The organism is Arcobacter sp. (assembly GCF_050300555.1).
In the GTDB taxonomy this organism is placed as follows: domain Bacteria; phylum Campylobacterota; class Campylobacteria; order Campylobacterales; family Arcobacteraceae; genus Arcobacter.
Genome location: NZ_JBNKXY010000008.1, coordinates 65894 through 91794 on the forward strand (window position 1 = coordinate 65894; position 25901 = coordinate 91794).

General features: G+C 26.5%; 26 protein-coding genes. 19 read left to right on the forward strand and 7 right to left on the reverse strand.

What is annotated here, in order from left to right; translation table 11 throughout:
- Positions 1 to 126: 126 nt before the first annotated feature.
- Entirely contained in the window at positions 127 to 1164 is a 1038-nt protein-coding gene (gene recA / locus ACQY5W_RS07590; protein ID WP_428024360.1) for a recombinase RecA, read from the reverse strand.
- Between the two features lie 86 nt (positions 1165 to 1250).
- On the reverse strand, positions 1251 to 1463 hold the full coding sequence (locus ACQY5W_RS07595) for a hypothetical protein (protein ID WP_428024361.1): 213 nt from the start codon (positions 1461 to 1463) through the stop codon (positions 1251 to 1253).
- 105 nt (positions 1464 to 1568) lie between these two features.
- On the opposite strand from ACQY5W_RS07595, the gene pseB reads away from it, so the two are divergent.
- Genes pseB through ACQY5W_RS07685 form a run of 18 tightly spaced genes read left to right on the forward strand, consistent with a single transcriptional unit; the run spans position 1569 to position 19355 of the window.
- Positions 1569 to 2561, forward strand: coding sequence for a UDP-N-acetylglucosamine 4,6-dehydratase (inverting) (pseB, locus tag ACQY5W_RS07600; RefSeq protein WP_428024362.1), 993 nt, complete (start codon positions 1569 to 1571; stop codon positions 2559 to 2561).
- 9 nt (positions 2562 to 2570) lie between these two features.
- The gene (locus ACQY5W_RS07605) at positions 2571 to 3944 is read left to right on the forward strand and encodes a mannose-1-phosphate guanylyltransferase/mannose-6-phosphate isomerase (protein WP_428024363.1); all 1374 of its coding nucleotides are present in this window, start codon (positions 2571 to 2573) and stop codon (positions 3942 to 3944) included.
- 32 nt (positions 3945 to 3976) lie between these two features.
- Positions 3977 to 5098, forward strand: a complete 1122-nt coding sequence (gmd, locus tag ACQY5W_RS07610) for a GDP-mannose 4,6-dehydratase (RefSeq protein ID WP_428024364.1) — start codon at positions 3977 to 3979, stop codon at positions 5096 to 5098.
- Between the two features lie 11 nt (positions 5099 to 5109).
- Positions 5110 to 6156: a GDP-L-fucose synthase family protein gene (locus ACQY5W_RS07615; RefSeq protein ID WP_428024365.1), complete on the forward strand. Its 1047-nt coding sequence runs from the start codon at positions 5110 to 5112 to the stop codon at positions 6154 to 6156.
- Positions 6157 to 6162: 6 nt separating this feature from the next.
- Positions 6163 to 7308: a UDP-4-amino-4,6-dideoxy-N-acetyl-beta-L-altrosamine transaminase gene (pseC, locus tag ACQY5W_RS07620; RefSeq protein ID WP_428024366.1), complete on the forward strand. Its 1146-nt coding sequence runs from the start codon at positions 6163 to 6165 to the stop codon at positions 7306 to 7308.
- A gap of 5 nt (positions 7309 to 7313) precedes the next feature.
- Positions 7314 to 8210 carry a class I SAM-dependent methyltransferase gene (locus ACQY5W_RS07625; protein WP_428024367.1) on the forward strand — a complete coding sequence of 299 codons (897 nt, stop codon included), beginning with the start codon at positions 7314 to 7316 and terminating at the stop codon, positions 8208 to 8210.
- On the forward strand, positions 8197 to 8904 hold the full coding sequence (pseF, locus tag ACQY5W_RS07630; RefSeq protein ID WP_428024368.1) for a pseudaminic acid cytidylyltransferase: 708 nt from the start codon (positions 8197 to 8199) through the stop codon (positions 8902 to 8904). Before ACQY5W_RS07625 ends, pseF begins: the two co-directional genes overlap by 14 nt.
- Positions 8901 to 9797 (forward strand): UDP-2,4-diacetamido-2,4,6-trideoxy-beta-L-altropyranose hydrolase, encoded by an 897-nt coding sequence (gene pseG / locus ACQY5W_RS07635; protein WP_428024369.1) that lies wholly within the window; start codon positions 8901 to 8903, stop codon positions 9795 to 9797. The genes pseF and pseG overlap by 4 nt, the downstream gene beginning before the upstream one ends.
- Positions 9794 to 10351: a hypothetical protein gene (locus ACQY5W_RS07640; RefSeq protein WP_428024370.1), complete on the forward strand. Its 558-nt coding sequence runs from the start codon at positions 9794 to 9796 to the stop codon at positions 10349 to 10351. Before pseG ends, ACQY5W_RS07640 begins: the two co-directional genes overlap by 4 nt.
- Entirely contained in the window at positions 10348 to 11370 is a 1023-nt protein-coding gene (gene pseI, locus ACQY5W_RS07645) for a pseudaminic acid synthase (RefSeq protein ID WP_428024371.1), read from the forward strand. Before ACQY5W_RS07640 ends, pseI begins: the two co-directional genes overlap by 4 nt.
- Before the next feature lie 8 nt (positions 11371 to 11378).
- Positions 11379 to 11666: a hypothetical protein gene (locus ACQY5W_RS07650; RefSeq protein ID WP_428024372.1), complete on the forward strand. Its 288-nt coding sequence runs from the start codon at positions 11379 to 11381 to the stop codon at positions 11664 to 11666.
- Entirely contained in the window at positions 11666 to 12367 is a 702-nt protein-coding gene (locus ACQY5W_RS07655; RefSeq protein ID WP_428024373.1) for an SDR family NAD(P)-dependent oxidoreductase, read from the forward strand. Before ACQY5W_RS07650 ends, ACQY5W_RS07655 begins: the two co-directional genes overlap by 1 nt.
- On the forward strand, positions 12367 to 13713 hold the full coding sequence (locus tag ACQY5W_RS07660; RefSeq protein WP_428024374.1) for an ANL family adenylate-forming protein: 1347 nt from the start codon (positions 12367 to 12369) through the stop codon (positions 13711 to 13713). The genes ACQY5W_RS07655 and ACQY5W_RS07660 overlap by 1 nt, the downstream gene beginning before the upstream one ends.
- Positions 13710 to 14675, forward strand: coding sequence for a glycosyltransferase (locus ACQY5W_RS07665; RefSeq protein ID WP_428024375.1), 966 nt, complete (start codon positions 13710 to 13712; stop codon positions 14673 to 14675). Before ACQY5W_RS07660 ends, ACQY5W_RS07665 begins: the two co-directional genes overlap by 4 nt.
- The gene (gene glf / locus ACQY5W_RS07670; RefSeq protein WP_428024376.1) at positions 14676 to 15827 is read left to right on the forward strand and encodes a UDP-galactopyranose mutase; all 1152 of its coding nucleotides are present in this window, start codon (positions 14676 to 14678) and stop codon (positions 15825 to 15827) included. It abuts the gene before it with no gap.
- Positions 15814 to 16911, forward strand: coding sequence for an FkbM family methyltransferase (locus tag ACQY5W_RS07675; protein ID WP_428024377.1), 1098 nt, complete (start codon positions 15814 to 15816; stop codon positions 16909 to 16911). The genes glf and ACQY5W_RS07675 overlap by 14 nt, the downstream gene beginning before the upstream one ends.
- The gene (locus ACQY5W_RS07680) at positions 16904 to 18181 is read left to right on the forward strand and encodes a glycosyltransferase family 2 protein (protein WP_428024378.1); all 1278 of its coding nucleotides are present in this window, start codon (positions 16904 to 16906) and stop codon (positions 18179 to 18181) included. The genes ACQY5W_RS07675 and ACQY5W_RS07680 overlap by 8 nt, the downstream gene beginning before the upstream one ends.
- Positions 18159 to 19355 (forward strand): glycosyltransferase, encoded by a 1197-nt coding sequence (locus ACQY5W_RS07685; RefSeq protein ID WP_428024379.1) that lies wholly within the window; start codon positions 18159 to 18161, stop codon positions 19353 to 19355. The genes ACQY5W_RS07680 and ACQY5W_RS07685 overlap by 23 nt, the downstream gene beginning before the upstream one ends.
- Here ACQY5W_RS07685 and ACQY5W_RS07690 read toward each other — a convergent pair.
- The 5 genes from ACQY5W_RS07690 to ACQY5W_RS07710 all read right to left on the reverse strand — a co-directional run bounded on the left by ACQY5W_RS07690 (position 19341) and on the right by ACQY5W_RS07710 (position 24438).
- Positions 19341 to 20423: a glycosyltransferase gene (locus ACQY5W_RS07690; RefSeq protein WP_428024380.1), complete on the reverse strand. Its 1083-nt coding sequence runs from the start codon at positions 20421 to 20423 to the stop codon at positions 19341 to 19343. The two genes, ACQY5W_RS07685 and ACQY5W_RS07690, sit on opposite strands and share 15 nt — an antisense overlap.
- On the reverse strand, positions 20399 to 21049 hold the full coding sequence (locus tag ACQY5W_RS07695; RefSeq protein ID WP_428024381.1) for a methyltransferase domain-containing protein: 651 nt from the start codon (positions 21047 to 21049) through the stop codon (positions 20399 to 20401). The genes ACQY5W_RS07690 and ACQY5W_RS07695 overlap by 25 nt, the downstream gene beginning before the upstream one ends.
- 11 nt (positions 21050 to 21060) lie before the next feature.
- Positions 21061 to 22074 (reverse strand): glycosyltransferase family 25 protein, encoded by a 1014-nt coding sequence (locus tag ACQY5W_RS07700; RefSeq protein ID WP_428024382.1) that lies wholly within the window; start codon positions 22072 to 22074, stop codon positions 21061 to 21063.
- 97 nt (positions 22075 to 22171) lie between these two features.
- Positions 22172 to 23506 (reverse strand): glycosyltransferase family 2 protein, encoded by a 1335-nt coding sequence (locus ACQY5W_RS07705; protein ID WP_428024383.1) that lies wholly within the window; start codon positions 23504 to 23506, stop codon positions 22172 to 22174.
- The gene (locus ACQY5W_RS07710) at positions 23506 to 24438 is read right to left on the reverse strand and encodes a UDP-glucuronic acid decarboxylase family protein (RefSeq protein ID WP_428024384.1); all 933 of its coding nucleotides are present in this window, start codon (positions 24436 to 24438) and stop codon (positions 23506 to 23508) included. Before ACQY5W_RS07710 ends, ACQY5W_RS07705 begins: the two co-directional genes overlap by 1 nt.
- A gap of 105 nt (positions 24439 to 24543) precedes the next feature.
- Here ACQY5W_RS07710 and ACQY5W_RS07715 point away from each other — a divergent pair, with 105 nt between their 5' ends.
- Complete coding sequence (locus ACQY5W_RS07715; protein ID WP_428024385.1) at positions 24544 to 25884, forward strand: hypothetical protein; 1341 nt, start codon at positions 24544 to 24546, stop codon at positions 25882 to 25884.
- The last annotated feature ends 17 nt before the right edge of the window (positions 25885 to 25901 follow it).

The window sequence follows — 25901 nt, forward strand, 5'->3', positions numbered from 1 at the left end:
ATTTTATCTAAAGTTTCATTTTAAAGTTCTTTTATGTTTTGTGATATGATTTTTAATGTTTGATTTGTGTGTTATTTAGTAGTAAAATATGTAATAAATTTTTAACCTAAGAGAAAAACTCTTAGATTAATCTTCCTCTTCTTCAGAAGTATCTCCACCCATTAATATAGAGCCATTTACTCCCATAGCTTCAAGTATTTTACCTTCTATTTCTTTCGCTATTTCAGGATTGTCTCTTAAAAATACTTTTGAATTTTCTTTTCCTTGTCCAATTTTACTATCGTTATAGCTAAACCAAGCACCTGCTTTATCAACAATGTCAAGTTTAACACCATAGTCAACAAGCTCACCCATTTTAGAAATACCTTCTCCAAACATGATGTCAAATTCTGCTTGTTTAAATGGAGGTGCAACTTTATTTTTTACTACTTTTACTTTTACTCTATTTCCTATAGAATTTTCAGCTTGTTTAAGTGTTGCTATTCTTCTAATATCAAGTCTAACTGAAGAGTAAAATTTAAGTGCATTTCCTCCAGTTGTTGTTTCAGGAGAGCCATATCCTGTCATTCCAATTTTCATTCTTATTTGGTTAATAAAAATTACTGTACAGTTCATTTTATGTAAAATTCCAGTGATTTTTCTAAGAGCTTTACTCATAAGTCTAGCTTGAACACCAACTTGTTGGTCATCCATATCTCCATCAATTTCAACTTTTGGAGTAAGTGCTGCAACTGAATCCACAACTATTAAATCAACAGCTCCACTTCTAATAACTGTTTCAAGTATTTCTAAAGCTTGCTCTCCAAAATCTGGTTGAGAAACAAGTAAGTTATCTGTATCAACACCTAGGTTTTTTGCATAAACAACGTCTAAGGCATGTTCTGCATCAATAAATGCACAAACTCCTCCTGCTTTTTGGCATTCTGCAATTGCATGTAAAGTAAGAGTAGTTTTACCTGAAGATTCAGGTCCATAAATTTCAATTACTCTTCCTTTTGGCAATCCACCAACTCCTAGAGCTAAATCAAGTCCCAATGACCCTGTACTTATTGCTTCAACAGGAACAGTCTCTTTATCTCCTAGTCTTACTAAGGTACCTTTCCCAAAAGCTTTGTCGATTTGTTTAATAGCTAAATCTAATGATTTTCTTTGATTTTCATCCATAATTTTTTCCTGTGTTGTGTTAATTTTTGTGTATTCTATCAGAAATTTTTTTAATTAAGAAAAATTATTACAAATTGCAATAAAATTTATTCTTCATTTTTTTTATTTAACTCTTCATCAATCTTTTGAACAGTCTCAATAGTCTTAATATGGGAGGTTACTCTTTTTTTCATAGTAAATTTTTTTATGTGTTTAGCAAGTATTTTTGTATATTTTTTATAATTTCTTGAACCTTTTTCAAAGCTAGCAAGTTTTTTTTGAATTTTAATAATATCTTCTGGAATAGAATTCTCTGACATAAAATACCTAAGTTTAAATTTATTAAATTATTACATATTTGCTCTTAAAATAAAAGTTAAATAATTAATTGGGTAAAATCAAACAATTATAATAAAAGGCTTTTCATGTTTAATGATAAAAATATTTTAATTACTGGTGGAACGGGAAGTTTTGGTAAAAAGTTTACTCAAATGATACTCAAAAGGTATAAACCAAATAAAATTATAATTTATTCAAGAGATGAGCTGAAACAGTATGAGATGTCCCAAGACTACAACGACAAATGTATGAGATATTTTATTGGTGATGTAAGGGATGCAAATAGATTAAAAAAAGCTATGAGTGAAGTTGATTATGTAATCCATGCAGCAGCACTTAAGCATGTGCCAATAGCAGAGTATAACCCAATGGAGTGTATAAAAACGAATATTGATGGTGCTCAAAATGTTATTGATGCAGCAATTGAAAATAGGGTTAAAAAAGTAATTGCACTTTCAACAGATAAAGCTGCAAATCCAGTAAATCTTTATGGAGCTACAAAATTAGTATCAGATAAACTTTTTGTTGCAGCAAATAACTTAGTTGGTAAACGAGATATTTCTTTTTCTGTTGTAAGATATGGGAATGTTTTGGGAAGTAGGGGATCTGTTGTTCCTTATTTTCAAAAATTAATTTCAAATGGGACTAAGTCTTTACCAATTACTGATGAAAAAATGACAAGATTTATGATTACATTAGAGCAAGGTGTTGAATTTGTTCTTAAAAATTTTGAGAGAATGAAGGGTGGAGAAATTTTTGTACCAAAAATCCCATCTATGAAAATAGTAGATTTAGCGAAGGCAATGGCACCAAATTTACCACATGAAATAGTGGGAATAAGACCTGGTGAAAAGCTTCATGAAATAATGTGTCCATCTGATGATTCACATCTTACTATAGAATTTGATGACCATTTTGTAATAGGTCCAACAATTAAATTTCATGCAGTTAGAGATTATATGGAAAATAATTTAGGGGAAAAGGGTATTCAAGTAGAACAAGGCTTTGAATATAATTCAACTAAAAATAGTGAATGGTTAGAAGAAAAAGAGTTTTTAGATTTAATAGAAAAGATTTAGGTGCTAACAATGACTAACATAATTTTATGTGGAGGAAGTGGAACTAGACTATGGCCAATAAGCCGAACACTTATGCCAAAACAATTTGTTAAACTATTTTCAAATAAATCTCTATTTCAATTAACAATTGAGAGAAACTCAAAATTATGTGAAAGTCAATTTATAGTTTCAAATTCAGAACAATATTTTTTGGCTTTAGACCAATTAGAAGAATTAAATAAAACAAATAATAAATTTCTTTTAGAGCCAATAGGAAGAAACACTGCACCTGCTATTGCACTAGCTTGTATGGGGTTAGATAATGAAGAATTAGTTTTAGTAACCCCTTCAGATCATTTAATAAAAAATGAAATTGAATACGAAAAAGTTATAAATCAAGCTAAAGAATTTGCAAATGACAATAAATTAGTAACCTTTGGTATAACTCCTACTTTTGCAGAAACAGGATATGGATATATTGAATCAACAAATATCTATGATGTAAAAGCCTTCCATGAAAAACCTGACTTTGATGTAGCAACACAATATTTAGAAGCTGGAAATTATTATTGGAATTCAGGAATGTTTTGTTTTAAAGCAGGAGTATTTTTAGAAGAACTTAAGAACTATTCTTCAGAAATTTATGAAAACTCTTTAATAGCATTTAATAATGCAAATAAAGAAAATATAATAAGAATAAAACATGATGATATGTTAAATATTAAAGAAGATTCTATTGATTATGCTGTAATGGAAAAATCAAGTAAAGTAAAAGTAATACCTTCTGATATTTCTTGGAGTGATGTGGGAAGCTTTGATAGTTTGTATGATGAACTTCCTAAAGATGACAATAATAATACAATAAATGATAGTCATATATGTATAGATTCAACTAACAATTTAATTTATGGTAATGATAGAAAAATAGCAACAGTAGATATGGAAGATTGTATTGTTATTGATACTGGTGATGCCATTTTAGTTTCAAAAAAAGGAAGTTCACAAAAAGTAAAACAAGTTGTTCAAAAATTAAAAGAACAAAAAAGTGAACTTCATAATATTCACCTAACTGGGCATAGACCATGGGGAACATATACGGTTTTAGAGGATTCAAATGGATATAAAATAAAAAAAATAATTGTAAAACCAAATTCGAGACTTTCTTTACAAAAACATTTTCATAGAAATGAACATTGGATAGTAGTATCTGGAAGTGCGACAGTTACAATTGATGATAAAACTTTTATTTTAAATCCAAATGAAAGCACTTATATAAAAGCTGGACAACTTCATAGACTTGAAAATCAAGGTAAACTACCATTAGTTATTATTGAAGCACAAGTAGGTGAGTATACAGGTGAAGATGATATTGTTAGAATTGATGATGATTTTAAAAGAGACTAGAAATATATAATAATTTTAAGGATTAAGTAATTATGACAAAGAAAAAAGTAGCACTAATTACAGGTATAACAGGACAAGATGGGAGTTATTTAACTGAATTTTTGCTAAAAAAAGGTTATATTGTTCATGGTATCAAAAGAAGAACTTCTTTGTTTAATACAGATAGAATAGATCATCTTTATGAGGACCCCCATGTAGAAAATAGAAATTTAATTTTGCACTTTGGTGATATGACAGATTCTATGAACCTTACGCGTATTATTCAAGAAACACAACCTGATGAGATATACAACTTAGCTGCTATGAGTCATGTCCATGTATCATTTGAAACACCAGAATATGTAGCAAATGCGGATGGGACTGGGACACTAAGAATTCTTGAAGCTGTTAAGTTATTGGGACTTACAAATAAAACAAGAATATATCAAGCCTCAACATCAGAACTTTATGGAAAAGTTCAAGAAATACCTCAAAGTGAGACAACACCATTTTATCCAAGAAGTCCATATGCTGTAGCAAAAATGTATGCATATTGGATAACAGTAAACTATAGAGAAGCTTATGGTATGTTTGCTTGTAATGGTATTTTATTTAACCATGAATCACCAGTGCGAGGTGAAACATTTGTAACAAGAAAAATTACAAGAGCAGCTTCTAAAATAGCACTAGGATTACAAGATAAACTATATCTAGGAAATCTAGATGCAAAAAGAGATTGGGGACATGCAAAAGATTATGTACGAATGATGTGGATGATTTTACAAGCAGAAGAGCCAGAAGATTGGGTAATAGCAACTGGACAAACAACTAAAGTTCGAGATTTTGTAAAAATGGCATTTGAATATGCTGGAATTATTTTAGAGTTTAAAGGTGAAGGTGTAAATGAAAAAGGATATGTTGTATCTTGTTCAAATTCTAATTATCAACTTGAAATAGGAAAAGAAGTTGTTGCTGTAGATCCAAGATACTTTAGACCAACAGAGGTTGATTTGCTTTTAGGTGATCCTAGTAAAGCAGAAACAAAACTTGGATGGAAGAGAGAGTTTAAACTGCAAGATTTAGTTAATGATATGATGAAAAGTGATTTAAAACTAATGACAAAAGATGTTTACTTAAAAGATGGTGGATATAAAATTATGAGTTATTATGAATAGGAATAAAAATTTTGAATAAAGATAGTAAAATTTATATTGCAGGGCATACGGGATTAGTTGGTTCAGCAATAGTTAAAAATTTAATTTCTAAAGGCTATACTAATTTAATACATAGAACTCATAAGGAATTAGACTTACTAAATCAAAAAGATGTAGAAAATTTCTTTCAAAGTGAGAAACCAGAATATGTAATATTAGCTGCTGCAAAAGTAGGTGGAATAGTTGCAAATAATACATATCGTGCAGACTTCATTTATGAAAACTTGCAAATTCAAAATAACATTATTCATCAAAGTTATGTTCATAAAGTAAAAAAACTACTCTTCTTAGGTTCAACTTGTATTTATCCAAAAAATGCTCCACAACCTATGAGTGAAGATAGTTTATTAACATCTCCTTTAGAATACACAAATGAGCCATATGCAATAGCTAAAATTGCTGGTATTAAAATGTGTGAAAGTTATAATATTCAATATGATACAAACTTTATATCTGTAATGCCTACAAATCTTTATGGACCAAATGATAATTATGATTTAGAAAAATCTCATGTATTACCAGCTCTTATTAGAAAAGTATATTTGGCAAAACTTTTAAATGAAGAAAAGTATGATGAAGTTTTAAAAGATTTAAATATGAATTCTATGGATGAGGCAACTATTTATCTTAAAAAATTTAGGGTTACAAAAGATTCAGTTGAAATTTGGGGTTCTGGAAAACCAAGAAGAGAATTTTTATACTCTGAAGATATGGCAGATGCTTGTGTTTTTTTACTTGAAAATAGAAATTTTATAGATACATTTAATAATGATGATAAAGAGATAAAAAATACTCATATTAATATTGGTACAGGTAGTGATATATCTATTAAAGAGTTAGCTTTACTTATAAAAGATATTGTTGGGTTTAAAGGAAAATTAGTATTTAATACTCAAAAACCTGATGGAACAATACAAAAGCTTACTGATACTACTAAGTTACATAAGTTGGGATGGAAACATAAAATTGAGCTAGAAGAAGGTATTAAAATGATATACAGTCTTTATTTTAATAAGTGATAAAAAATGATTGAAATGAACTTTATTCCTTATAGTAAACAAAATATTTTAGATGAAGATATTCAAGCTGTTGTTGAAACATTAAAAAGTGATTATTTAACTACGGGACCAAAAATAAAAGAGTTTGAAGAGGCTCTTTGTAAATACACAAGTGCTAAATATTGTGTTGTTGTATCAAATGGAACGGCTGCTTTACATTTAGCTTCACTTGTACTTTTAAATGAGAATGATAAAGTTCTTACAACTGTAAACTCTTTTTTAGCAACATCTAACTCGATTCTTTATGTAAATGCAAAACCGATATTTGTTGATATTAAAGAAGATGGAAATATAGACCTTGATTTATGTGAAGAAGCATTAAAAAATGATTCTTCTATCAAAGCAATTTATGTGGTTCATTTTTCAGGACTTAGCATAGATCAAAAAAGACTTAAAGAGTTAAAAGATAAATATAATATTAAAATATTAGAGGATTGTGCTCATTCAATTGGGGCAAGTTATGATGGTATAAAGGCTGGTTCTTGTATTAATAGTGATGTTTCAACTTTTTCTTTTCATCCTGTAAAAGGCTTTACTACAGGAGAGGGTGGAGCTATAACTACAAACTCAAAAGAGATTTATGAGAAGCTTTTAGTTTTGAGAAATCATGGTATGAAAGCAAATAGTGAAGTTGCACCTTGGCATTATGATATGACTGAGTTGGGATTTAATTATAGACTTACAGATATAGCATGTGCTTTAGGTATTTCTCAACTAAATAGATTAGATGAGTTTTTAGATAAAAGACGAGAAAAAGCAAAAAGATATTGTGAGATTTTAGAAAAATATGAGTTCATAAAACCAATATATGATTTTACTAATGAATCTGCTTATCATCTTTTTGTGGTGTATATTGATTTTGAAAAATTTGATACTAATAAAAAAGAGTTTGTAATTAAAATGAGAGAAAAAAATATAGGTTTACAGTTTCACTATATACCTATTAATAAACAGCCATATTATAAAAATTTGGGATATGGAAAAGAAAATACGCCTATTATGGATAACTATTATAAACAGGCTATTTCTTTACCTCTTTATCCAACTTTGACAAATGAAGAACAAGATTATATTATAGACAAGATACTAAAAATAGTAGGAAATAAAGGATAATTAAATTGAAAACACCTAATCAAATAAAAAAGATATATGATAGTGGACAAAACATAATTAAATTTTTAAAATCACAAAATAATACTACACAAAATACAAAAGATATGATAGCTTTATCTTATGATTTACAAGCAGGGACATATACAAATAAATGGAGAGATCCTAACTTAAAACCTTTATTGGAAAAATATACAAAAGAGATATCAGATGTGATACTTTCTATTTATAATCCTAAGACTATTTTAGAAGCAGGAATAGGCGAAGCAACTACTATGGGTGGTGTTTTAAAAAACCTAGATAAAGATATTGAAAGTTATGGTTTTGATATAAGTTGGTCTAGGGTAAAGTATGCTAAAAAATGGCTTGAATCACATAATTTTCAAAATACAAAACTTTGTACAGGAGATATGTTTAATATGCCATTTTGTGATAATAGTATAGATGTAGTTTATACAGCTCACTCTATTGAGCCAAATGGGGGAAAAGAAAAAGAGATAATAGAAGAACTTTATAGAGTTGCAAAATATTATGTGATTTTGGTTGAACCTGATTATGATATTGCTTCTGAAGAAGAAAAAAGAAGAATGGATGAACATGGATATTGTAAAAATTTAAAGGAGATATCAAATAATCTAGGATATGAAGTTGTTGATTATAAAATATTTAAAAATCCATTGAATATTCAAAATCCAACAAGTGCAATAGTCATCAAAAAAAGTAATTTTGATTTAAATAATAAGGATAACCACATTTTTGCTTGTCCTAGGTATAAAACTCCACTAATAAAAACAAAAGATGGCTATTTTAGCGAAGAGGCCTTAAGTATGTATCCTTCTATCGATGGTATTCCATGCTTAAGAATTGAAAATAGCATATTGGCAAGTAAGTATGAAACAAATTAGTTGTGTTGCAATTATTCCTGCAAGAGCAGGAAGCAAAAGAATCCCTAAAAAAAATATAAAAGATTTTTTTGGAAAACCTTTAATTGCATATACTATTGAAACAGCTATAGAATCCAAGCTTTTTGACAGGATAATAGTTTCAACAGAAGATGAAACTATTAGTGAAATTGCAAAAAAATATGGAGCGGAAGTTCCTTTTGTACGACCTCTTGAATTTTGTGATGATTATATAGGAACAGGACCAATTATAAACCATGCTTTGTCTTATTTGAAATCTCAAGGGGAAAATTATGATTTTGTTTGTAGCATTTATGCTACAGCTCCTTTACTTCAAGTAAAATATTTAAAAGAAGGTTTTGAAAAACTTCAAAATAGTGATGCTGTTAACTCTTTCAGTGCAACTTCTATGCCTTTTCCTATTCAGAGAACTTTTAAAATTAAAGATGACAGATGTGAGATGTTTTGGCCTGAAAATTTTTCTAAACGAAGTCAAGACTTGGAAGAAGCTTATCAAGATGCTGGACAATTTTATTGGAAAAATTTACATAAACAATCTAGTGATGTGATGTTTGGGAAAGATTCTATTCCTATTGTACTTCCAAGATATTTAGTTCAAGATATTGATACCTTGGAAGATTGGGAGAGAGCTGAAGTTTTATATGAAGTTTTAAAGAGACAAAAGAAAATTTTATGAAAAATATTTTAGTTAGAGTTGATTCTTCATCCAAAATTGGTATTGGGCATATTATGAGGGATTTGGTTTTAGTGCAGAGATATTTTAACTCAAATATAACTTTTGCTTGTCAAGAATTGGATGGAAATATAAATAGCAAAATCATAGATGCAGGCTATGACTTAAAAATATTAAACTTAAATGATGTGGAAGAGTTAGATGCTTTGATAAAGAGTTTAAATATAGATTTTCTAATTATTGACCATTATGAGATAGATTATAATTATGAAGAAGAAATAAAAAATCAAAATCCTAGTTTGAAAATTTTAGTTTTTGATGATACTTATGAAAAACATTATTGCGATATTTTATTAAACCATAATATTTATGCCCAAGAAAAAAAGTATAAAGATTTGGTGCCAGAGAGTTGTGAGTTAAGATGTGGTAAAAAATTTACTTTAATACGAGAAGAGTTTAAGTATTATGAACATTTGAGACGAAATAAATCAAAAAAGAAAAAAATATTAATAGCCTTTGGTGGAAGTGATTTTGATAATATTTCATTAAAAGTTTTGAAAAGTCTAAAAGAGAAAAAAGATATAAAAATCTATCTTCTAACAACCCATGCAAATAAAAATATAAATAGCCTAAAAACTTATATAAAAGATTTTGAAAATATAAAACTAATAATAAATAGTAAAAATGTAGCCAAACTAATCCATAAAATAGACTTAGCAATAGTAAGTCCAAGTACAATTTTACATGAAATAATATTTTTAAATAAAGAGTTCATAGCTATACAAACAGCTACAAATCAAAAGTTTATGATGAAGTATTTAAAAAAGAATAAATATGCTTGTATGAAAAGGTTTTCAAAAAAAGATTTTTTAGAAAAGTTTGAGGCAAAGATATGAATAAAATAGTATTAAAAGATTATCTTTTTTTATCAAATGAAGAGCATAGAGAACTTTTGGACATAAGAAACAAAGAGTATATAAGAGATGTATCTTTAGATACAGGTGTTATTGAGTTTGTAAATCATATTAGCTTTGTAAAGGGTTTAAAAAATAGTGATAAAAAGTTTTTTGCCATAATTTTTGAAGATAAAATTATAGGTGGAGTAAATATTTTTAATATAAATAAAGATATTAAGTGGGGAATTTTTTTTTTAGAAGAGGCAAATATTATTATCAAGTCTCTAGTTCCTCTTTACTTTTTAGAGTATATTTTTAAAACTTTTCAAAAAGAAGAGATATTTTTAGATGTTAAAAAAGAGAATATAAATACAATATCTTATGACAAAAACTTGGGCTTTAATATTTTCAAAGAAGATGATAAAATAATATCTATGAAGATGAGCAAGGATGAGTTTGAAAGAGCAAAAGAAAAACCATTTTTAAAAAGAGTGATGAAACAGTTTAAAAAGTTTGATTTTGAGATAATTTCTTATGATGGAGTTGAAGTTTGAAAATAGGGAAGTTTGATTTTACTACGGATAAAACATATATAGTAGCAGAACTTAGTGCAAATCATAATGGCTCTTTACAAACTGCTCTTGATACAATAAAAGCAGCAAAAGAGAGTGGTGCTGATGCAATCAAAATCCAAACATATAGAGCTGATACCATAACTTTAGATTGTAAAAAAGATGATTTTATGATTGATGGTGGAACTTTATGGGATGGCAAGAGTCTTTATGAACTTTATGAAGAAGCTTTTACTCCTTGGGAGTGGCATGAAGAGCTTTTTTCTTATGCTAGAAGCCTTGATATAGATATTTTTTCAACTCCTTTTGACAAAAGTTCTGTTGATTTTTTAGAGCAGTTTAATCCAAGTGCTTACAAAATAGCCTCTTTTGAAATTACTGATTATGAGCTTGTAGAGTATGTGGCTTCTAAAATGAAACCTATAATTATAAGTACAGGAATAGCTACCTATGAAGAGATAGAAGATGTGGTAAACATCTGTAAAAGAGTGGGAAACAAAAATATCATACTTTTAAAATGCACAAGTGCTTATCCAGCTCCAATGGAGTTGGCAAATTTAAAAATGATACCAGATATGGCTGAAACCTTTGATGTAATAAGTGGATTTTCTGATCATACTATTGGAAGTACTGCTCCAATAGCTGCTGTTACACTTGGTGCTAGAGTTATAGAAAAACATTTTATAATAGATAAATCTATTGGAGGACCGGATAGTGAGTTTTCAATGGATAAGGTCGAATTTACTAAGATGGTAAAAGATATAAGAGATACAGAAAAACTTTTAGGAAGAGTTGATTATAGACTTGATGAAAAAAGAGAAGCTCAAAGAAGATTTTGTAGAAGCTTATATGTATGTAAAGATATAAAAAAGGGTGAGTTTTTTTCACAAGAAAACATAAAAAGTGTAAGGCCAGGGTATGGCAAACATCCTAAATATAAAAAAGATATAATAGGTACAAAGGCTACAAAAGATTATACTTTGGGTGATAGAGTAGAGTAGGAGAAGAGATGCTAGAAAAAATAGAAAATATAATATGTGAAACTTTAGTTGAACTAAACGAAGAACTAGAAAATGAAAATTTTGAAAATCCTAATAGTAAAACAAAACTGTATGGAACAAATGCTATGGATTCCCTAGCTTTAGTATCTTTTATAACTGATTTAGAAGAGCGAATTAGTGATGAATTTGAAAAAGATATTGTTTTAGCAGATGAGAAGGCTATGAGTGCTAAAACTTCTCCTTTTAGAAGTGTTGAGAGTTTAACAACTTATATTAAATCGCTTTTGGAAGAGTAATGAGTCAAATTATAGTTATAACTGGAACATCAAAAGGAATAGGGCAAGCTTTATCAAACTACTATTTAGAAAATGGTGAGATAGTAATAGGTTGCTCAAGGGGGGAGAGTTCTATAAAACATGAAAACTATAGACATTTTTCTTTAGAAGTAAATAATGAAAAAGCAATTATAAAGATGATAAGAAGTGTAAAAAAAGAGTTTGGTAAAATAGATATTTTATTAAACAATGCTGGAATGGCATCTATGAATCATATCCTTACAACATCTGTATCAAGTGTAGAAAAAATATTTGCTACAAACTTTTTGGGAACATTTATCTTCACAAGAGAAGTATCAAAAGTAATGATGAAACAAAAGTATGGAAAAGTTGTAAACTATACAACAGTTGCAAGTGCTCTAAGACTTGAAGGAGAGGCAATATATGCTGCAAGTAAAGCAGCTATAGAAAACTTTACCCAAACCTCTGCAAAAGAGTTAGCACCTTTTAATATAACAGTAAATGCCATAGGACCGACACCAGTTCAAACAGACTTAATAAAAGCAGTTCCAAAAGATAAAATAGATGAGCTTTTGGCAAAACAAGCTATAAAAAGATTTGGGCAATTTGATGATATAAAAAATGTGATTGATTTTTTTATTAGTAAAAAGAGTGATTTTATAACAGGGCAAATAATTTATCTTGGTGGAGTTAGTAACTGATGAATTATTTATTTGATAAATTTTCTACATATAAAGAACTCGATGCCATTATAATTGAAGGTAAAAGTTACTCTTATGAAAACTTATTAGAAAAAATCTTAGAGTATAAAAAGATATTAGAAGATAAAGTAGAAGCTTCAAGTGTAGTCGCTATTTTGGGTGATTATTCCTTTGAAAATATTGCTTTGTTTTTTGCTTTGTGGGAAAATAAAAACATAATAGTACCTATCACTACAACTTTAGAAAAACTACAAAATGAGTATATGCAAGAATCATTTTGTGAATATAGTATAAAAACCGATGGCGAAATAAAAATAGATAAGTTAGCTGTAAATAGTTCCCATGAGATGATAAAAACTCTAAAAGATAACAATAACTCTGGCTTAGTACTTTTTTCAAGTGGAAGTACTGGTAAACCAAAAGCTATGATACATAATCTTGATAATCTAATAGGCACATACAAAGACAAAAGAGCAAAGGCTATGAATATGTTAGTTTTTCTTATGTTTGACCATATAGGTGGATTAAATACACTTTTTAATGCACTTTCAATGGGAGCTTGTCTAATCATTCCTAAAAATAGAGATGCTAAAACAATTTGTGAGCTTATACAAGATTATAAAATCATGGTGTTGCCTTCAAGTCCTACCTTTTTAAATCTTATTCTAATCTCTGGCGAGTATTTAAACTATGATTTACGAAGCTTACGAATGATAACTTATGGAACTGAAGCTATGCCAGAATCACTTCTTATAAAACTAAAAGAGATATTTCCAAGGGTAAAATTTCTACAAACCTTTGGTACAAGTGAAACAGGAATTAGCACTACAAGTTCCAAGTCATCTGATTCTTTATATATGAAAATAGAAGATGAAAACCAAGAGTATAAAATAGTAGAAAGTGAACTTTGGCTTAGAAGTAAAACACAAGTTTTAGGTTACTTAAATGCCAACATGGACTCTTTTACAAGTGATGGTTGGTTTAAAACTGGAGATTTGGTTGAAGAACTTGAAGATGGGTATTTAAAAATTATAGGTCGAGGCAAAGAAGTAATCAATGTAGGTGGAGAAAAAGTTCTACCAGCTGAGGTTGAATCGGTTGTTTTATCTATGGATGAGATAGAAGATTGTATGGTATATGGTGAGCAAAATGCAATCACAGGACAAACAGTTGTTTGTGATGTGGTTTGTTCAAAAGAGCTTGATAAGAAAGAGTTAAAAAAGTTAGTTCGGGCTTTTTGCAAAGGTAAGTTAAATAACTATAAAATACCTACAAAAGTAAATCTTGTGGAGAGAACAAATTTTAGTGACAGATTTAAAAAGATAAGAAGAAAAGAGCAATATTGAAAATTTGTACAGTCGTAGTTACTTATAATAGATATGAACTTTTAAAAGAGTGCTTAGACTCACTTTTAAATCAAACTTTTAAAAATGATATTTTACTGGTGGATAATGCCTCAACAGATGGTACAGGTGAAAGAATAGTTGAAGATGGATATTTAGAAAATAAACTGCTTATTTATAAAAGATTAGAAAAAAATTTTGGTGGAGCAGGTGGGTTCTATTTTGGAGTAAAGTATGTTTTGGATAATGGCTATGATTATGTTTGGCTTATGGATGATGATGCTGAACCAGAACTTGATGCTTTAGAAATTTTAGTAAGTAATTTAGATGATACAAAATATAGTGCCTATGCACCTAAAACTCTAATTGGAACAAAAGAAAACAATGTTATTTCGGCTTTTGGTCATAGGGGAGTTTTTGATTATGAAAATTGTTTACCAGCTTTTCAAAAAGCAATTGATTTAAAAGAGTATGAAAAAGAAAAAAGTGAAATAGAGATGGCTTCTTTTGTGGGTATTTTTATACCTATTTCTTCTGTAAAAAGAATAGGGCTTCCCCAAGAGAGATTTTTTATACATCATGATGATACAGAATATAGTTTGAGATTAGTTACTCTTGGTAAAATACTTATGATAAATGATAGTGTTATTTATCATAAAGAAAAACGTCAAGAAGAAAAAATACAACGACAATTTTTATGGTTTAAGAAAAATAGAATAAGATTTGAAAGACTTTGGCTTAAATATTTTGGGCTTAGAAATTCTGTTTTTATTGCACTTAAGTATGGAAAAGGCTATAAAAGATATTTTTTGGCTATAAAATTATATTTTGATTTAATAAAAGATATTATTCTTTATGATGATAAAAAATGGGTAAGGTTGGTTTTTGCTTCAAACTCTTTTTTTGATGGAATCAGAGGTCATTTTGATAATGAAAAACCAACAAAGATTTTAAAAGGTAAATAAATGATTGATTATATAATTGTGGGTGCTGGATTAGCTGGGTGTGTATTAGCAGAGAGAATCGCAAATAAACTTGATAAAAAAGTATTGATAATAGAAAAACGAAATCATATAGGTGGAAATTGTTTTGATTATAAAGATGAAAATAATATTCTAATCCATAAATATGGTCCTCATCTATTTCATACAGATAATAAAGAGGTTGTTGATTATCTGTCGCAATTTACTTCTTGGGATATATATAATCATGAAGTACTAGCTTACATAGATGGTAAAAAAGTTCCAATACCTTTTAATTTTAATACTTTATATGAAGTATTCCCAGAATCTAAAGCAAAAGCTTTAGAAGATAAACTTTTGTCGAACTTTGAATATAACTCAAAAATACCAATTTTAGAACTTAAAAAATCAGAAGATAAAGATTTAACTTTTTTAGCTGATTTTATTTATGACAAAATATTTGTAAACTATACCGCCAAACAATGGGGAATGAAACCTGAAGATATGGATACAGCAGTAACAGCAAGGGTTCCAGTGTTTATAGGACGCGACAATAGATATTTTAATGATAACTATCAAATGCTTCCAGCTAATGGTTATACAAAAATGATAGAAAAGATGTTGAACTATAAAAATATAAAAATCATGACAAATACAGATTTTAATGAAGTATGTAGTTTAAAAGAAAAAGATTTTTATCTTTTTGATTCAAAATTTGAAGGTAAAGTTATATACACAGGGCAAATAGATGAACTATTTGATTATAAGTTTGGAGAATTACCTTATAGAAGTGTGGAAATGAAGTTTGAAACAGTTGAAGATGAATATTATCAAGAAAAAGCAACAGTAAACTATCCAAATGATTATGAGTTTACAAGAATAACAGAGTTTAAACATATTCATCCTACAAAAAGTGATAAAACAACTATTTTAAAAGAGTATCCACAAGAGTATAAAATAGGCAAAAATACACCTTATTATCCAATTTTTACAGCTACTAATCAAGAGAATTATAATAGATATTTAGAATATTCAAAAGAGTTTAAAAACTTAGTTTTAGTGGGAAGACTTGCAGAGTATAAATATTATGATATGGATGATATAATAAAAAGAGCTTTAGAAGTTTTTGACAAGGAAATTTATGAACAAAATTAATACATTAGATAATTTATATATCCAAAAATCAACTAAATTTATGAATATTTTGCAAAAATTTATTAATAAAGAAGGATCAAATGCAATATTTGGGGCAGGTGATTTTGGGCGAAAAGTATGTACAAAACTACAAAGTTTAGATTATGAAGTAGAATGTTTTTTTGATAATAATCATGATTTAGATAATACTATAATTAATAATTTGAAAGTTTTTAGTTCAAAAAAACTCTCAAATAATATTTCAAATTTAATTATTGCTTCGACTTGGTATCCCGAAATTGTTAAAAAGTTAAAAGAAGAAAATATATTTAAAGGAAATATAATTATTATAGACCCCTGGTTTGATATTTTTAATATGAATCCTTCTATTGATGATTTAATTAAGCTAAATAATTTTTATTTAAAATTAAATGATGAAAAATCAAAGAATACTTTAATAAATGTGATTGAAAGTAGAGTGACTTTTAATTCAATAATAGAGAGTCCATATTCACAATATTTTAATCATAATGTACAAATTGAGGAAGCTGATGTTTTTATTGATGGTGGGGCATATAATGGAGATACTGTTTTTGAAGTGGGAAAAAACTTTAGTAATTTGGAAATTCATTGTTTTGAACCAGAAGATAAGAATTATGAAGAATTAATAAAAAATTGTAAAGAATCAAAAAATAAAATAAAAATTAATAAATTTGGTTTATGGAAAGAAGATAGTATTTTGAGATTTTCATCTTCAGAAAAGGCTTGTTCTTTAGGTGCAAGAATTGAATTAGATGGAGATGTTATTATAAATACAACTTCTATAGATAAATATTGTAATGAAAACAATGTAAAACCAAATTTTATAAAGCTTGATGTTGAAGGGGCTGAAAAAGAAGCTATATTTGGAGCAAAAGAAATTATTAAAAAATATAAACCAAAATTAGCTATTGCTGTATATCATAAATATGATGATTTATGGAATATACCAAGTTATCTACATGAGATTTGTTCCTCTTATACTTTTTATTTAGGACATCATTCAGATAGATGGTATGAGACAATTTTATATGCAGTTGAAAAAGAAGGAGAACTAGATGTCTAAAGAACTTGGAATAGTGATATGCAATTTTAATAAAAAAGAGTATATTAGAGACTGTTTAAATTCTATTTTAGATGCTGATTTTGCAAGTATTAGTTATGACATTATAGTAGTTGACAATGCTTCTATTGATGGAAGTGTTCAGATGATTAAGGAAGAGTTTCAAAATGTTATATTGATTGAAAATAAAGAAAATACTGGTGGAGCAGGTGGATTTGCTACAGGAATGAATTATGCTATAAAGAATGAGTATTCTTATATTTGTATTCAAGATAACGATACAACAGTTGATAAAAAAACATTTATAAATTTAAAAAATTATTTAGATATAAATCCAAAAGTTGGAGTTGTTGGTGCAACTATTTTAAAAATGGATGAACCTGAAATAATACAGGAGGTTGGAGCAAATTTAGATTTTGAAAACTTTGAATTCATGCTTAATTACAAAGATAAAAAGTTTGTAAAAGAAGAACTACCAGATTCTGTAAAGTGTGATTATGTTCCAGCATGTTGTTTTATGACTAGGCTAGATGTATTAAAAAAAGTTGGAGTATTTGATGAAAAGTATTTTATTTATTGGGATGATATAGATTGGTCAACTAGAGTTAGACTAAATAATTATGAAATTCATGCAATAACAAATTCTATTGTTTGGCATAAGGGTGGGGGAAGACTTTTATTAAATACTTTTAAACAGTATTATTATTATAGGAATAGATTGGTATTCTTTTCTAAATATGCTTCTAAAGAAGAATATGAAAAATTTGTAAATAAGTTTCTTGATGATTTAAATGATATTATTTATTTTGCTAATTTTAAAGATGTCCCACAAATAGCAGTAACTGTATTGGCTTGTATTGATGATTTTAGTAATAATATTTTTGGGAAACAGGATAAGAATATTTATAATTGTGAACAAAATGTAGCAATACAAATTGATAAAGAAAGAAAAATATCTTTTGATAAAATAAAAGATAAAAACTATAGAAATATTAGTGCCTTTTTAGAAAATTATTTTGAAAATGAAGTAGTTGAAAAGTGTAATGATGAGTATATTAATTTTGAGTATATTAATCATGTAAAGGAATTAACATTAGAAAATTCACAAACAAAAGTTTATATAGATAAGTTTTTGAATATAGTTTATGATGTAGAAAATTTTATTATAAGTTATAAAGAAAACAAAAAAATATTTGAAAATGTTTATAGTAAGTATTTAAAAGAAAAATTAATTGGAATTAAGAAAGTTTATGAATATAGCGATACTAAGTAAATCTGATAGATTAGGCGGTGGTGGAGGAAGATGTGCAGAAGATTTAGTAAATTTACTAAAAAAAAATAATGTAAATGTTGATCATTTTGCAAGAAGTAGTAAATATACTGAGATAATTCCTTTGTACACATCAAAAGAAAAGTGGATATATCATAGATTAAGAAGTGTAGGATTTCAGGAATTATACCCTTTTGAGAAAAAAGTAATAAAAAAATATGATATAAAAAAAGATTACGATATCTTTCATTTCCATGATATTTCTTCTGCTATATCGCCATTAACTTTAAAATGGTTGAGTGATAAAAATAAAAAAATAATTTGGACTTTACATGACTGTACAGCTATCACAGGTGGGTGTGTAAATCCATTGGATTGTACTAAATATAAAAGCATCTGTTATAATTGTCCACAATTAGGGCAATTTCCTTTAGGGCAAAACATTGATTTATCTTTTTTGTTTCATAGCATAAAAAAACATGTATTGAAAAATAGTAATATTCAATTTGTTACTCCTTCTAAATGGTTAGCTGATTTAGTTTATTCTACAGGATATACAAAGAGTTATCCTATTGTCATTTCCAATGGAGTTGATACTAACCTATTTAAGGCTTATGAAAAAGATATTATTAGAAAAGAGTTAGGATTACCTCAAGATAAATTTATAATATTATTATCATCAAGTAGTTTTGATAATCCATACAAAGGTATAATTTATTCTATTGAAACAATTAAATTACTTAAAAAAATTAATCCTTTAATTTTGATGATAGGAAAAATTGATGAAGAAGTTAGCAAAAAATTAGAAGAATTCCATAAAATTCAAATAGGATATATTGAAGATAAAAAAACATTAAATAAGTATTATTCAAGTGCAGATATATTTTTAAATACTACAATTGCTGATAATTTTCCTATTTCTGTTTTGGAAAGTATGGCTAGTGGTACACCAAATATAGGTTTTGCAACTGGAGGTATACCAGAAATAATAGAACAAGGTATTGATGGTTATTTAGTAAAAAATAGAGATATAGAAGAACTAAAAAATAAAATAATGGAATTTTATTCTGATTATGATGTATTAGTTAAAATGCAAAGAAAAGCTAGAGAAAAAGTTTTAAAAAATTTTACATTAGAAAAGTTTTTTGAAAATTATTTTAATTTATATGTGAATTAAATTAAGAAGTTTTTCTTCGATATTATTTAAAATCATATTTTTTATTTCATCATAACTCGACACAGAGCAAATGATAAAATTAGTTTCAAGATTTAAGATATCTTCAAATTTTGTTATTGTAAATGTATCAAATTTTTTGCCAAATTTATTTGAATCAATTAAATAGTTAATTTTTATATTATTATTGTTCATAAATTTAATAATCTCAATTGAAATAGAATTTATGCCAAATATTGAAAAACTTTTTATTTTAGAACTTTTTATTTTACTTATTAACAATTTTATTGCCAATTCACATGCAATTGTATTTTTACTTTTTATATCATAGATTCTTATTAGGTGAAATTTTCTATATTTTTCAGACATCAGATATTTATATTTTTTATAAAAAGCAAAATAGCCTAAAAATTTTTTTCTAGAGTTTGTTGAAATTCTTGTATAACTTGAATCTAGATATATAATTTGAGTGATTTCATTGATAACTTTTATATGACCATATTTAAGTATAAGTTTCATCCACATATCATAATCTTGACATGCCAATAATTTATTATCATATAGTCCAACACTAAGTAGTCTTTCTTTTTCAATAAGACCTTGATTGCCAATTACATTATTATATAACATATCTTTAAGACTAACAATTTCTTTATATTCTGTGTTAATAAAATGTCCATCTTGAACAATGATATTATTTGAAGTAATAAAAGAAAAGTTTTTATCATAATTATTTACTAAAAGACTAATTCTATTAGAAGTAAACTCATCATCATCATCTAAACCTGCTATAAATCTACCTTTTGCATATTTTATACCTTTATTTCTTGAAACATTTGCTCCTGATTGTATAGGGTTTTTTAAATATACAATTCTTTTATCTTTAGACATATATTCTTTTATAATTTGACTTGTATCATCTGATGAAGCATCATCCACTATAATAATTTCTATATTTTGATAAGTCTGAGTTATAGCTGAATCTAAAGCCCTTTTTAAAAAATTAGAACGATTATATGTTGTAATAATTATAGATACTAATGGGTCTATTTTTTTGTTCCTTTTATCCATAGTAAACCAATATCTCCTTTAGTATATTTTTCAAATTCTTTTTCATCATGTAATGCATCATATTTATCATTTGGTGCTTTAGGAATGATTGAAGTTTTATAAACTTCAATATTTAATTTATTTTCTAATAAATTACTAATTAATTCCTCTGTCAATCTTTGTGGTTCACAATCACTGGCTGGTTCTTCTAAATTGAAATAGCCGGCAAATATTCCATTTGGTTTTAAAATTCTTATCAATTCATTAACCATAATTTCTAAATTATTAACATGATCTATTGCATTAATAGTAAATAAAATATCTACATAATTATCTGGAATAGGAATTACATTTTCTGTTGATTTTACGTATAACATATTATGATTAATAATGGAATTCTTAAAATTATCGGCATATAAATCTGTATTTACATCGATTCCTATATTTACTTTTGAATTTTTAATCCATTCCAAGCTACCTCTTGGACCACATCCGAAATCAGCAACAACTTTATCTGTAAAAAAGTTTTCATCTTCCTCTGACATTCTTAACATATTTTTTTTAAACCAACTATTTTGAAAGTAATTGTTTTCAATATCATATCTATTTTGCCAATATTTTAATTCCGAAAGGTTTTTTTTGTTCATATATTTTTCTCCTAAATTGTAGTATGAATTGAAATAATTTTACTTTTATTATACAATTGTTCGATTGATTCTTTTATATCTTTTACAGTCTTTTTATTGAGAGCTGTTATGACAAATATAAAATCTTCAACATTTGTCACTTCTTTATAAAATGTATCTAAATTTTTTATTTTTAAATTATCTATTAAAAGTCCATTTTTATTATTATCTATAATAATTGCTATCTTATCATAAAATTTTTTATAGACTTCCTCTGCAAAATCATTAAACCCATAAATAATAATCTTTTTAGTATTATTTTTTAATTTATAGGAAATAATTTCCAAATTAATAGTAAATTCTTCTTTTTTAATCTTTTCCCATATATTTTTTCTTTCAATTGATAATAAGCTATCATCCGACAAAGTTGAATTAATATTTATGAGTTGAGGATATATACACAATACATTATTTAAATTAGAATTACCAGTATAATGGTCAATAGGTAAATCAAATTCACTAGATTGTTTTAAGATTTTTTTAGCACCATTTAAACTAATGATATAACCATATGTTCCATGTGCATCTTCTTTACACTTGAATAATAAATAATTAGTTTTGTTTATATTTTCTATTAAGTCTCCATTTAATTTTAGATCATTTCTAGATTTTATCCCGTGGTATCCTATTAAAACAATATCAAAAATTAGCTCTGTATAATTAAAACTTTTTAAGATAAGCTCCAAGTCCCTATCTATATTTATGTCATCTTCTAGAATTAAGGCATGAGTAATATTATTTTTTATTATTTTTTTGTAAATACTTTGGTGACTTAAAATACATCCAATTTCTCCTGGAATTAATGGTCTACCTATAAGTTTAATTGATTTTTCTTTACCGTGATTAATATAATTATCAATATTTGATAATTCTTTACCGTAAATAGCATCTATAAACTCATAGTCTAATTTAGTATTTTCTAAAATTTTTTGCATATGTCTTTTTCTATAAATATCACACTTAAGATTTATAATAAAAGTTTTCATATTTTTCTTTCCTTTATTAAAAGTTATTGAAGTATATCCACTAAACTATATTTTTTTATGTTTAGATTTTTCATAAAAAGAGTGTTTAAAAAAAGGCTTATTTCTCATTAATTATATTTAAGTTAAATGAATGTTCTTTTTTAAATTCAATAATTTGATGTAATATTTCATCATAAAATGTTTCACTAATGATGAGTATGCTTTTATTGTTTATTTTTGAGATGAATTTTTTCAAATTTCCATAAGGATAATTAATAGTTCTATTTTTATTTTCAGTTTCTATTACACCAAGAATTTTAAAATTTAATTTATTTACTAATTGTTCAATTACTTTAAAAGGAGCTCCATATCCATAAATAAAGAGTTCTTTTTCTTTTTTTAGATAAATTTCAAATAATGCCATTTGTAAGTTGATAAAACTTAAAGATTCAATATTGCCTAAAAAATTTAATATTTCTTTTGTAATAAATTTTTGTTTGTAGTTTATGTGATTAATTTTTAAAATAGAAAAATACTTACTAAAATATAATTTATCACTATTTAATAAATATTCTAAATCAGTAGGTATAAAGAATTTCTCAGTATTAAGTAAATTTTTAAAATATAGTTTTAAATTATCATTTTTACATTCAGTTAGTTTTCTATCAATTGTTAATAGTTGTTTTACATATCTTCTAAAAAAATGAACTAAATATTTTTTAAAGATGTTGTTCTGAATTAAAAATAACTTATTTGTTTCTAATGCTTTAAAAATATCATCTATATACTTTTTATTAATTTTTTGTTGAGATGCACCTTGCAATGCTACTAAATAATTATACAGTGGTTCATTTACTAAACTATTTTTTTTGGAGTAATAGAATAACTCATGGGTGTTTCCTAAGTCTTCACAAAAAATTTTATGTTGAAATTTAACATTATATTTGGTAAATAATTCTTTTTTATAAATCTTATTCCAGGTTGCAGGATTAATATTCATTTCTAAAATATCTGAAAAATTTAAGAAATTGTCATCAAATTCTTTTTTATTTAATATATCACCATTTTCATCAACTTCTTTATAGCCACAAATTACTATATCACTATGGTCTTTTATAGCCTTTTTATACATTTTATCATACATAACATTTTCAATTGTATCATCAGCATCTACAAAAGTAATATATTTACCATTTGAATGTTCCACACCAACATTTCTAGGGTATGAGGGACTACCATAATTTTCGTTTAGTTTGATAAGTATAATTTTAGGATAGATATTTGACAGATTCTTTACAATATTATAACTTTGGTCTGTTGAAGCATCGTCAACAACAATTATTTCTATTTCTTTTAACGTTTGATTAATAATACTAAGAATAGTTTTTTCAATAAACTTCTCTGCATTGTACATTGGAATAATAACTGAAATTAGTATTTTTGAATTTAACATTATATAATTCTTTTAAAATAGTCAATTGTTTTTTTTAGACCGTCATCTAACATTATTTTCGGTTCCCAATTTAATTCTTTTTTTGCCAAATCAATATTGGGTTGTCTTTGAGTAGGATCATCGGCAGGTAATGGTAAAAATATTAGTTTACTAGAACTATTTGTCAATTTAATAATTTTCTTTGCAATATCTAATATGCTAAATTCTATTGGATTTCCAATGTTTACTGGACCACTGAATTCTTTATCTTTACTCATAGTTATAATCATCGCATCAATTAAATCATCTATATATTGAAAACTTCTAGTTTGATTACCTTCTCCATAAATTGTAATATCTTTATTTTGTAATGCTTGTACAATAAAATTACTTATTACTCTTCCATCATTTATACTCATATAAGGACCATATGTATTAAAAATTCGTATGATTTTAATATTAATATCATATTGTCTCTTGTAATCAAAGAATAATGTTTCTGCACATCTTTTCCCTTCATCGTAACATGCTCTAATTCCAATTGTGTTGACATTTCCTCTATAATCTTCGGTCTGAGGATGAACTTTGGGATCTCCATAGATCTCTGATGTACTTGCTTGTAATACTTTAGCATTACATTTTTTAGCAATATCTAGGACATTTATAGCACCTAATACTGATGTTCGAGTTGTTGCTACAGGATCGTATTGATAACTTTCTGGGCTTGCCGGACAAGCAAGATTGTAAATTTCATCAACTTCAAGAAGTATGGGTGTTTGTATATCATGCCTAATTAATTCGAAATAAGAATTTCCTAAAAGGTCAAGTATATTGTTTTTAGAACCTGTAAAAAAATTATCTAGACATAAAACTTCATGTCCTTCCTTTAGAAGTTTTCTGCATAAATGATTTCCTACAAATCCAGCCCCTCCCGTAACTAATATTCTTGACATTTATATCGTCCTTTCAAAGTATGTATATAATAAAACGAAAATTATTTATTAATGAAAATTATATTAGAATATTGTTTATATTATACTTGTTGAAGGTTAGAAAGATTGTATTTAAATCACAAACAAACTATAAAAAGAATTTTAGACTATAATGGTGAAGTTTTTATATGGGGTATGTCAGAAATAACAAAAAGAGTTATAAAAGAATGTAGTGAGATTAAAAATAAGATTAGTTATATTATTGATATTAATGTTAAACTTCACAATTCTCATTATGAAGATATTTTAATTACATCTCCTGTACAATTTGAAATATTGGATAACCCTTTAATTATTATTTGGGGTAATCATGTATTAGATATTGTAAAATATCTTCAAGAAAAGAATATGAATAGTTATATAATAGATTATTCATTATCAAAAAATTATATACCTTTTGGACTAACAATTGAAATAGATAAACTCCCAAAAAATAATGATGAAAATGATATTAACTATTTATTTTCTAAAAAAGTATTTGACTACTTGTACAAAAATGATAATATACAAATATTTATAAAACCATATATTTATAAAACAAATAAAAGTCATTCTGCAGAAGAGATGCTTAAAATACAATTTTTAGATCCTCAAAACATAGAAAAAGATAGGTTGTTAGTATCATATCATTCAGTAGGAGATACTAACCCACAAATTTTTCGTTGGAAGGAATCTTATCTTCAAGGAATGATTAGTTTTGATACTAATGGATATAGTGGGTGGAGTTCGTTTTGTAATATTAATATAAATCAAATACTTAAGAATATATCAATGGAAGAGTCAGAAGTTTTTTTTGCAAGACTTGTAACAAAGTATATTTATTCTAATATTAGTAAATACAAACAAAAAGATATAAAAAAATATAAATTTCCAAAGAAATTTATATTTTTCCCTCTTCAAACAATAAATGATACTGTAATGTTACATAGTTACTTTGAACCAATAAAACTTATAGAAAGCGTTATAAAAATAGTAAAAAAGCATAATATACCTTTGGTAATAAAACGACATCCTAGATGTACAAGTAATACTTTAAAAGAGTTACTTTTAAAGTATGAAAATAAAGAAGAAGTTATAATATATGATGGTTCAATACATAATGCAATAGCTAAATGTGAAACTGTATATGTAATCAACTCTGGAGTTGGCTTTGAAGCACTATTACATTTAAAACCTGTCATAACATTTGGAAAATCTGATTATATGGGTGTGACAAGAAATGTTAAAAATTTACAAGAAATTGAAAAGGAACCATTTTTCTATTTATATGAGGAGGAAAAAATCAAAATTAAAAATTTTTTATACTATTATATTAACAATAAGTGTATTAATATTGAAGATGATGAACAATTGGAAAAAGCTATTAGTAACTTTATAATTAACTATTTAAACATGAGAGGACTATAATATATGGATATAAAATT

Excerpts from the sequence above, each read along its gene's own strand:
- ACQY5W_RS07655 (WP_428024373.1), top strand. The coding sequence starts at position 11,666 with ATGAGTCAAATTATAGTTATAACTGGAACATCAAAAGGAATAGGGCAA.
- ACQY5W_RS07680 (WP_428024378.1), top strand. The coding sequence starts at position 16,904 with ATGTCTAAAGAACTTGGAATAGTGATATGCAATTTTAATAAAAAAGAG.
- pseC (WP_428024366.1), top strand. The coding sequence starts at position 6,163 with ATGATTGAAATGAACTTTATTCCTTATAGTAAACAAAATATTTTAGAT.
- ACQY5W_RS07650 (WP_428024372.1), top strand. The coding sequence starts at position 11,379 with ATGCTAGAAAAAATAGAAAATATAATATGTGAAACTTTAGTTGAACTA.
- glf (WP_428024376.1), top strand. The coding sequence starts at position 14,676 with ATGATTGATTATATAATTGTGGGTGCTGGATTAGCTGGGTGTGTATTA.
- ACQY5W_RS07690 (WP_428024380.1), bottom strand. The coding sequence starts at position 20,423 with ATGGATAAAAGGAACAAAAAAATAGACCCATTAGTATCTATAATTATT.
- recA (WP_428024360.1), bottom strand. The coding sequence starts at position 1,164 with ATGGATGAAAATCAAAGAAAATCATTAGATTTAGCTATTAAACAAATC.
- ACQY5W_RS07705 (WP_428024383.1), bottom strand. The coding sequence starts at position 23,506 with ATGTTAAATTCAAAAATACTAATTTCAGTTATTATTCCAATGTACAAT.
- ACQY5W_RS07685 (WP_428024379.1), top strand. The coding sequence starts at position 18,159 with ATGAATATAGCGATACTAAGTAAATCTGATAGATTAGGCGGTGGTGGA.
- pseB (WP_428024362.1), top strand. The coding sequence starts at position 1,569 with ATGTTTAATGATAAAAATATTTTAATTACTGGTGGAACGGGAAGTTTT.
- ACQY5W_RS07640 (WP_428024370.1), top strand. The coding sequence starts at position 9,794 with ATGAATAAAATAGTATTAAAAGATTATCTTTTTTTATCAAATGAAGAG.
- gmd (WP_428024364.1), top strand. The coding sequence starts at position 3,977 with ATGACAAAGAAAAAAGTAGCACTAATTACAGGTATAACAGGACAAGAT.
- ACQY5W_RS07660 (WP_428024374.1), top strand. The coding sequence starts at position 12,367 with ATGAATTATTTATTTGATAAATTTTCTACATATAAAGAACTCGATGCC.
- pseF (WP_428024368.1), top strand. The coding sequence starts at position 8,197 with ATGAAACAAATTAGTTGTGTTGCAATTATTCCTGCAAGAGCAGGAAGC.
- ACQY5W_RS07700 (WP_428024382.1), bottom strand. The coding sequence starts at position 22,074 with ATGAAAACTTTTATTATAAATCTTAAGTGTGATATTTATAGAAAAAGA.
- ACQY5W_RS07595 (WP_428024361.1), bottom strand. The coding sequence starts at position 1,463 with ATGTCAGAGAATTCTATTCCAGAAGATATTATTAAAATTCAAAAAAAA.
- ACQY5W_RS07695 (WP_428024381.1), bottom strand. The coding sequence starts at position 21,049 with ATGAACAAAAAAAACCTTTCGGAATTAAAATATTGGCAAAATAGATAT.
- pseG (WP_428024369.1), top strand. The coding sequence starts at position 8,901 with ATGAAAAATATTTTAGTTAGAGTTGATTCTTCATCCAAAATTGGTATT.
- ACQY5W_RS07675 (WP_428024377.1), top strand. The coding sequence starts at position 15,814 with ATGAACAAAATTAATACATTAGATAATTTATATATCCAAAAATCAACT.
- ACQY5W_RS07710 (WP_428024384.1), bottom strand. The coding sequence starts at position 24,438 with ATGTCAAGAATATTAGTTACGGGAGGGGCTGGATTTGTAGGAAATCAT.
- ACQY5W_RS07605 (WP_428024363.1), top strand. The coding sequence starts at position 2,571 with ATGACTAACATAATTTTATGTGGAGGAAGTGGAACTAGACTATGGCCA.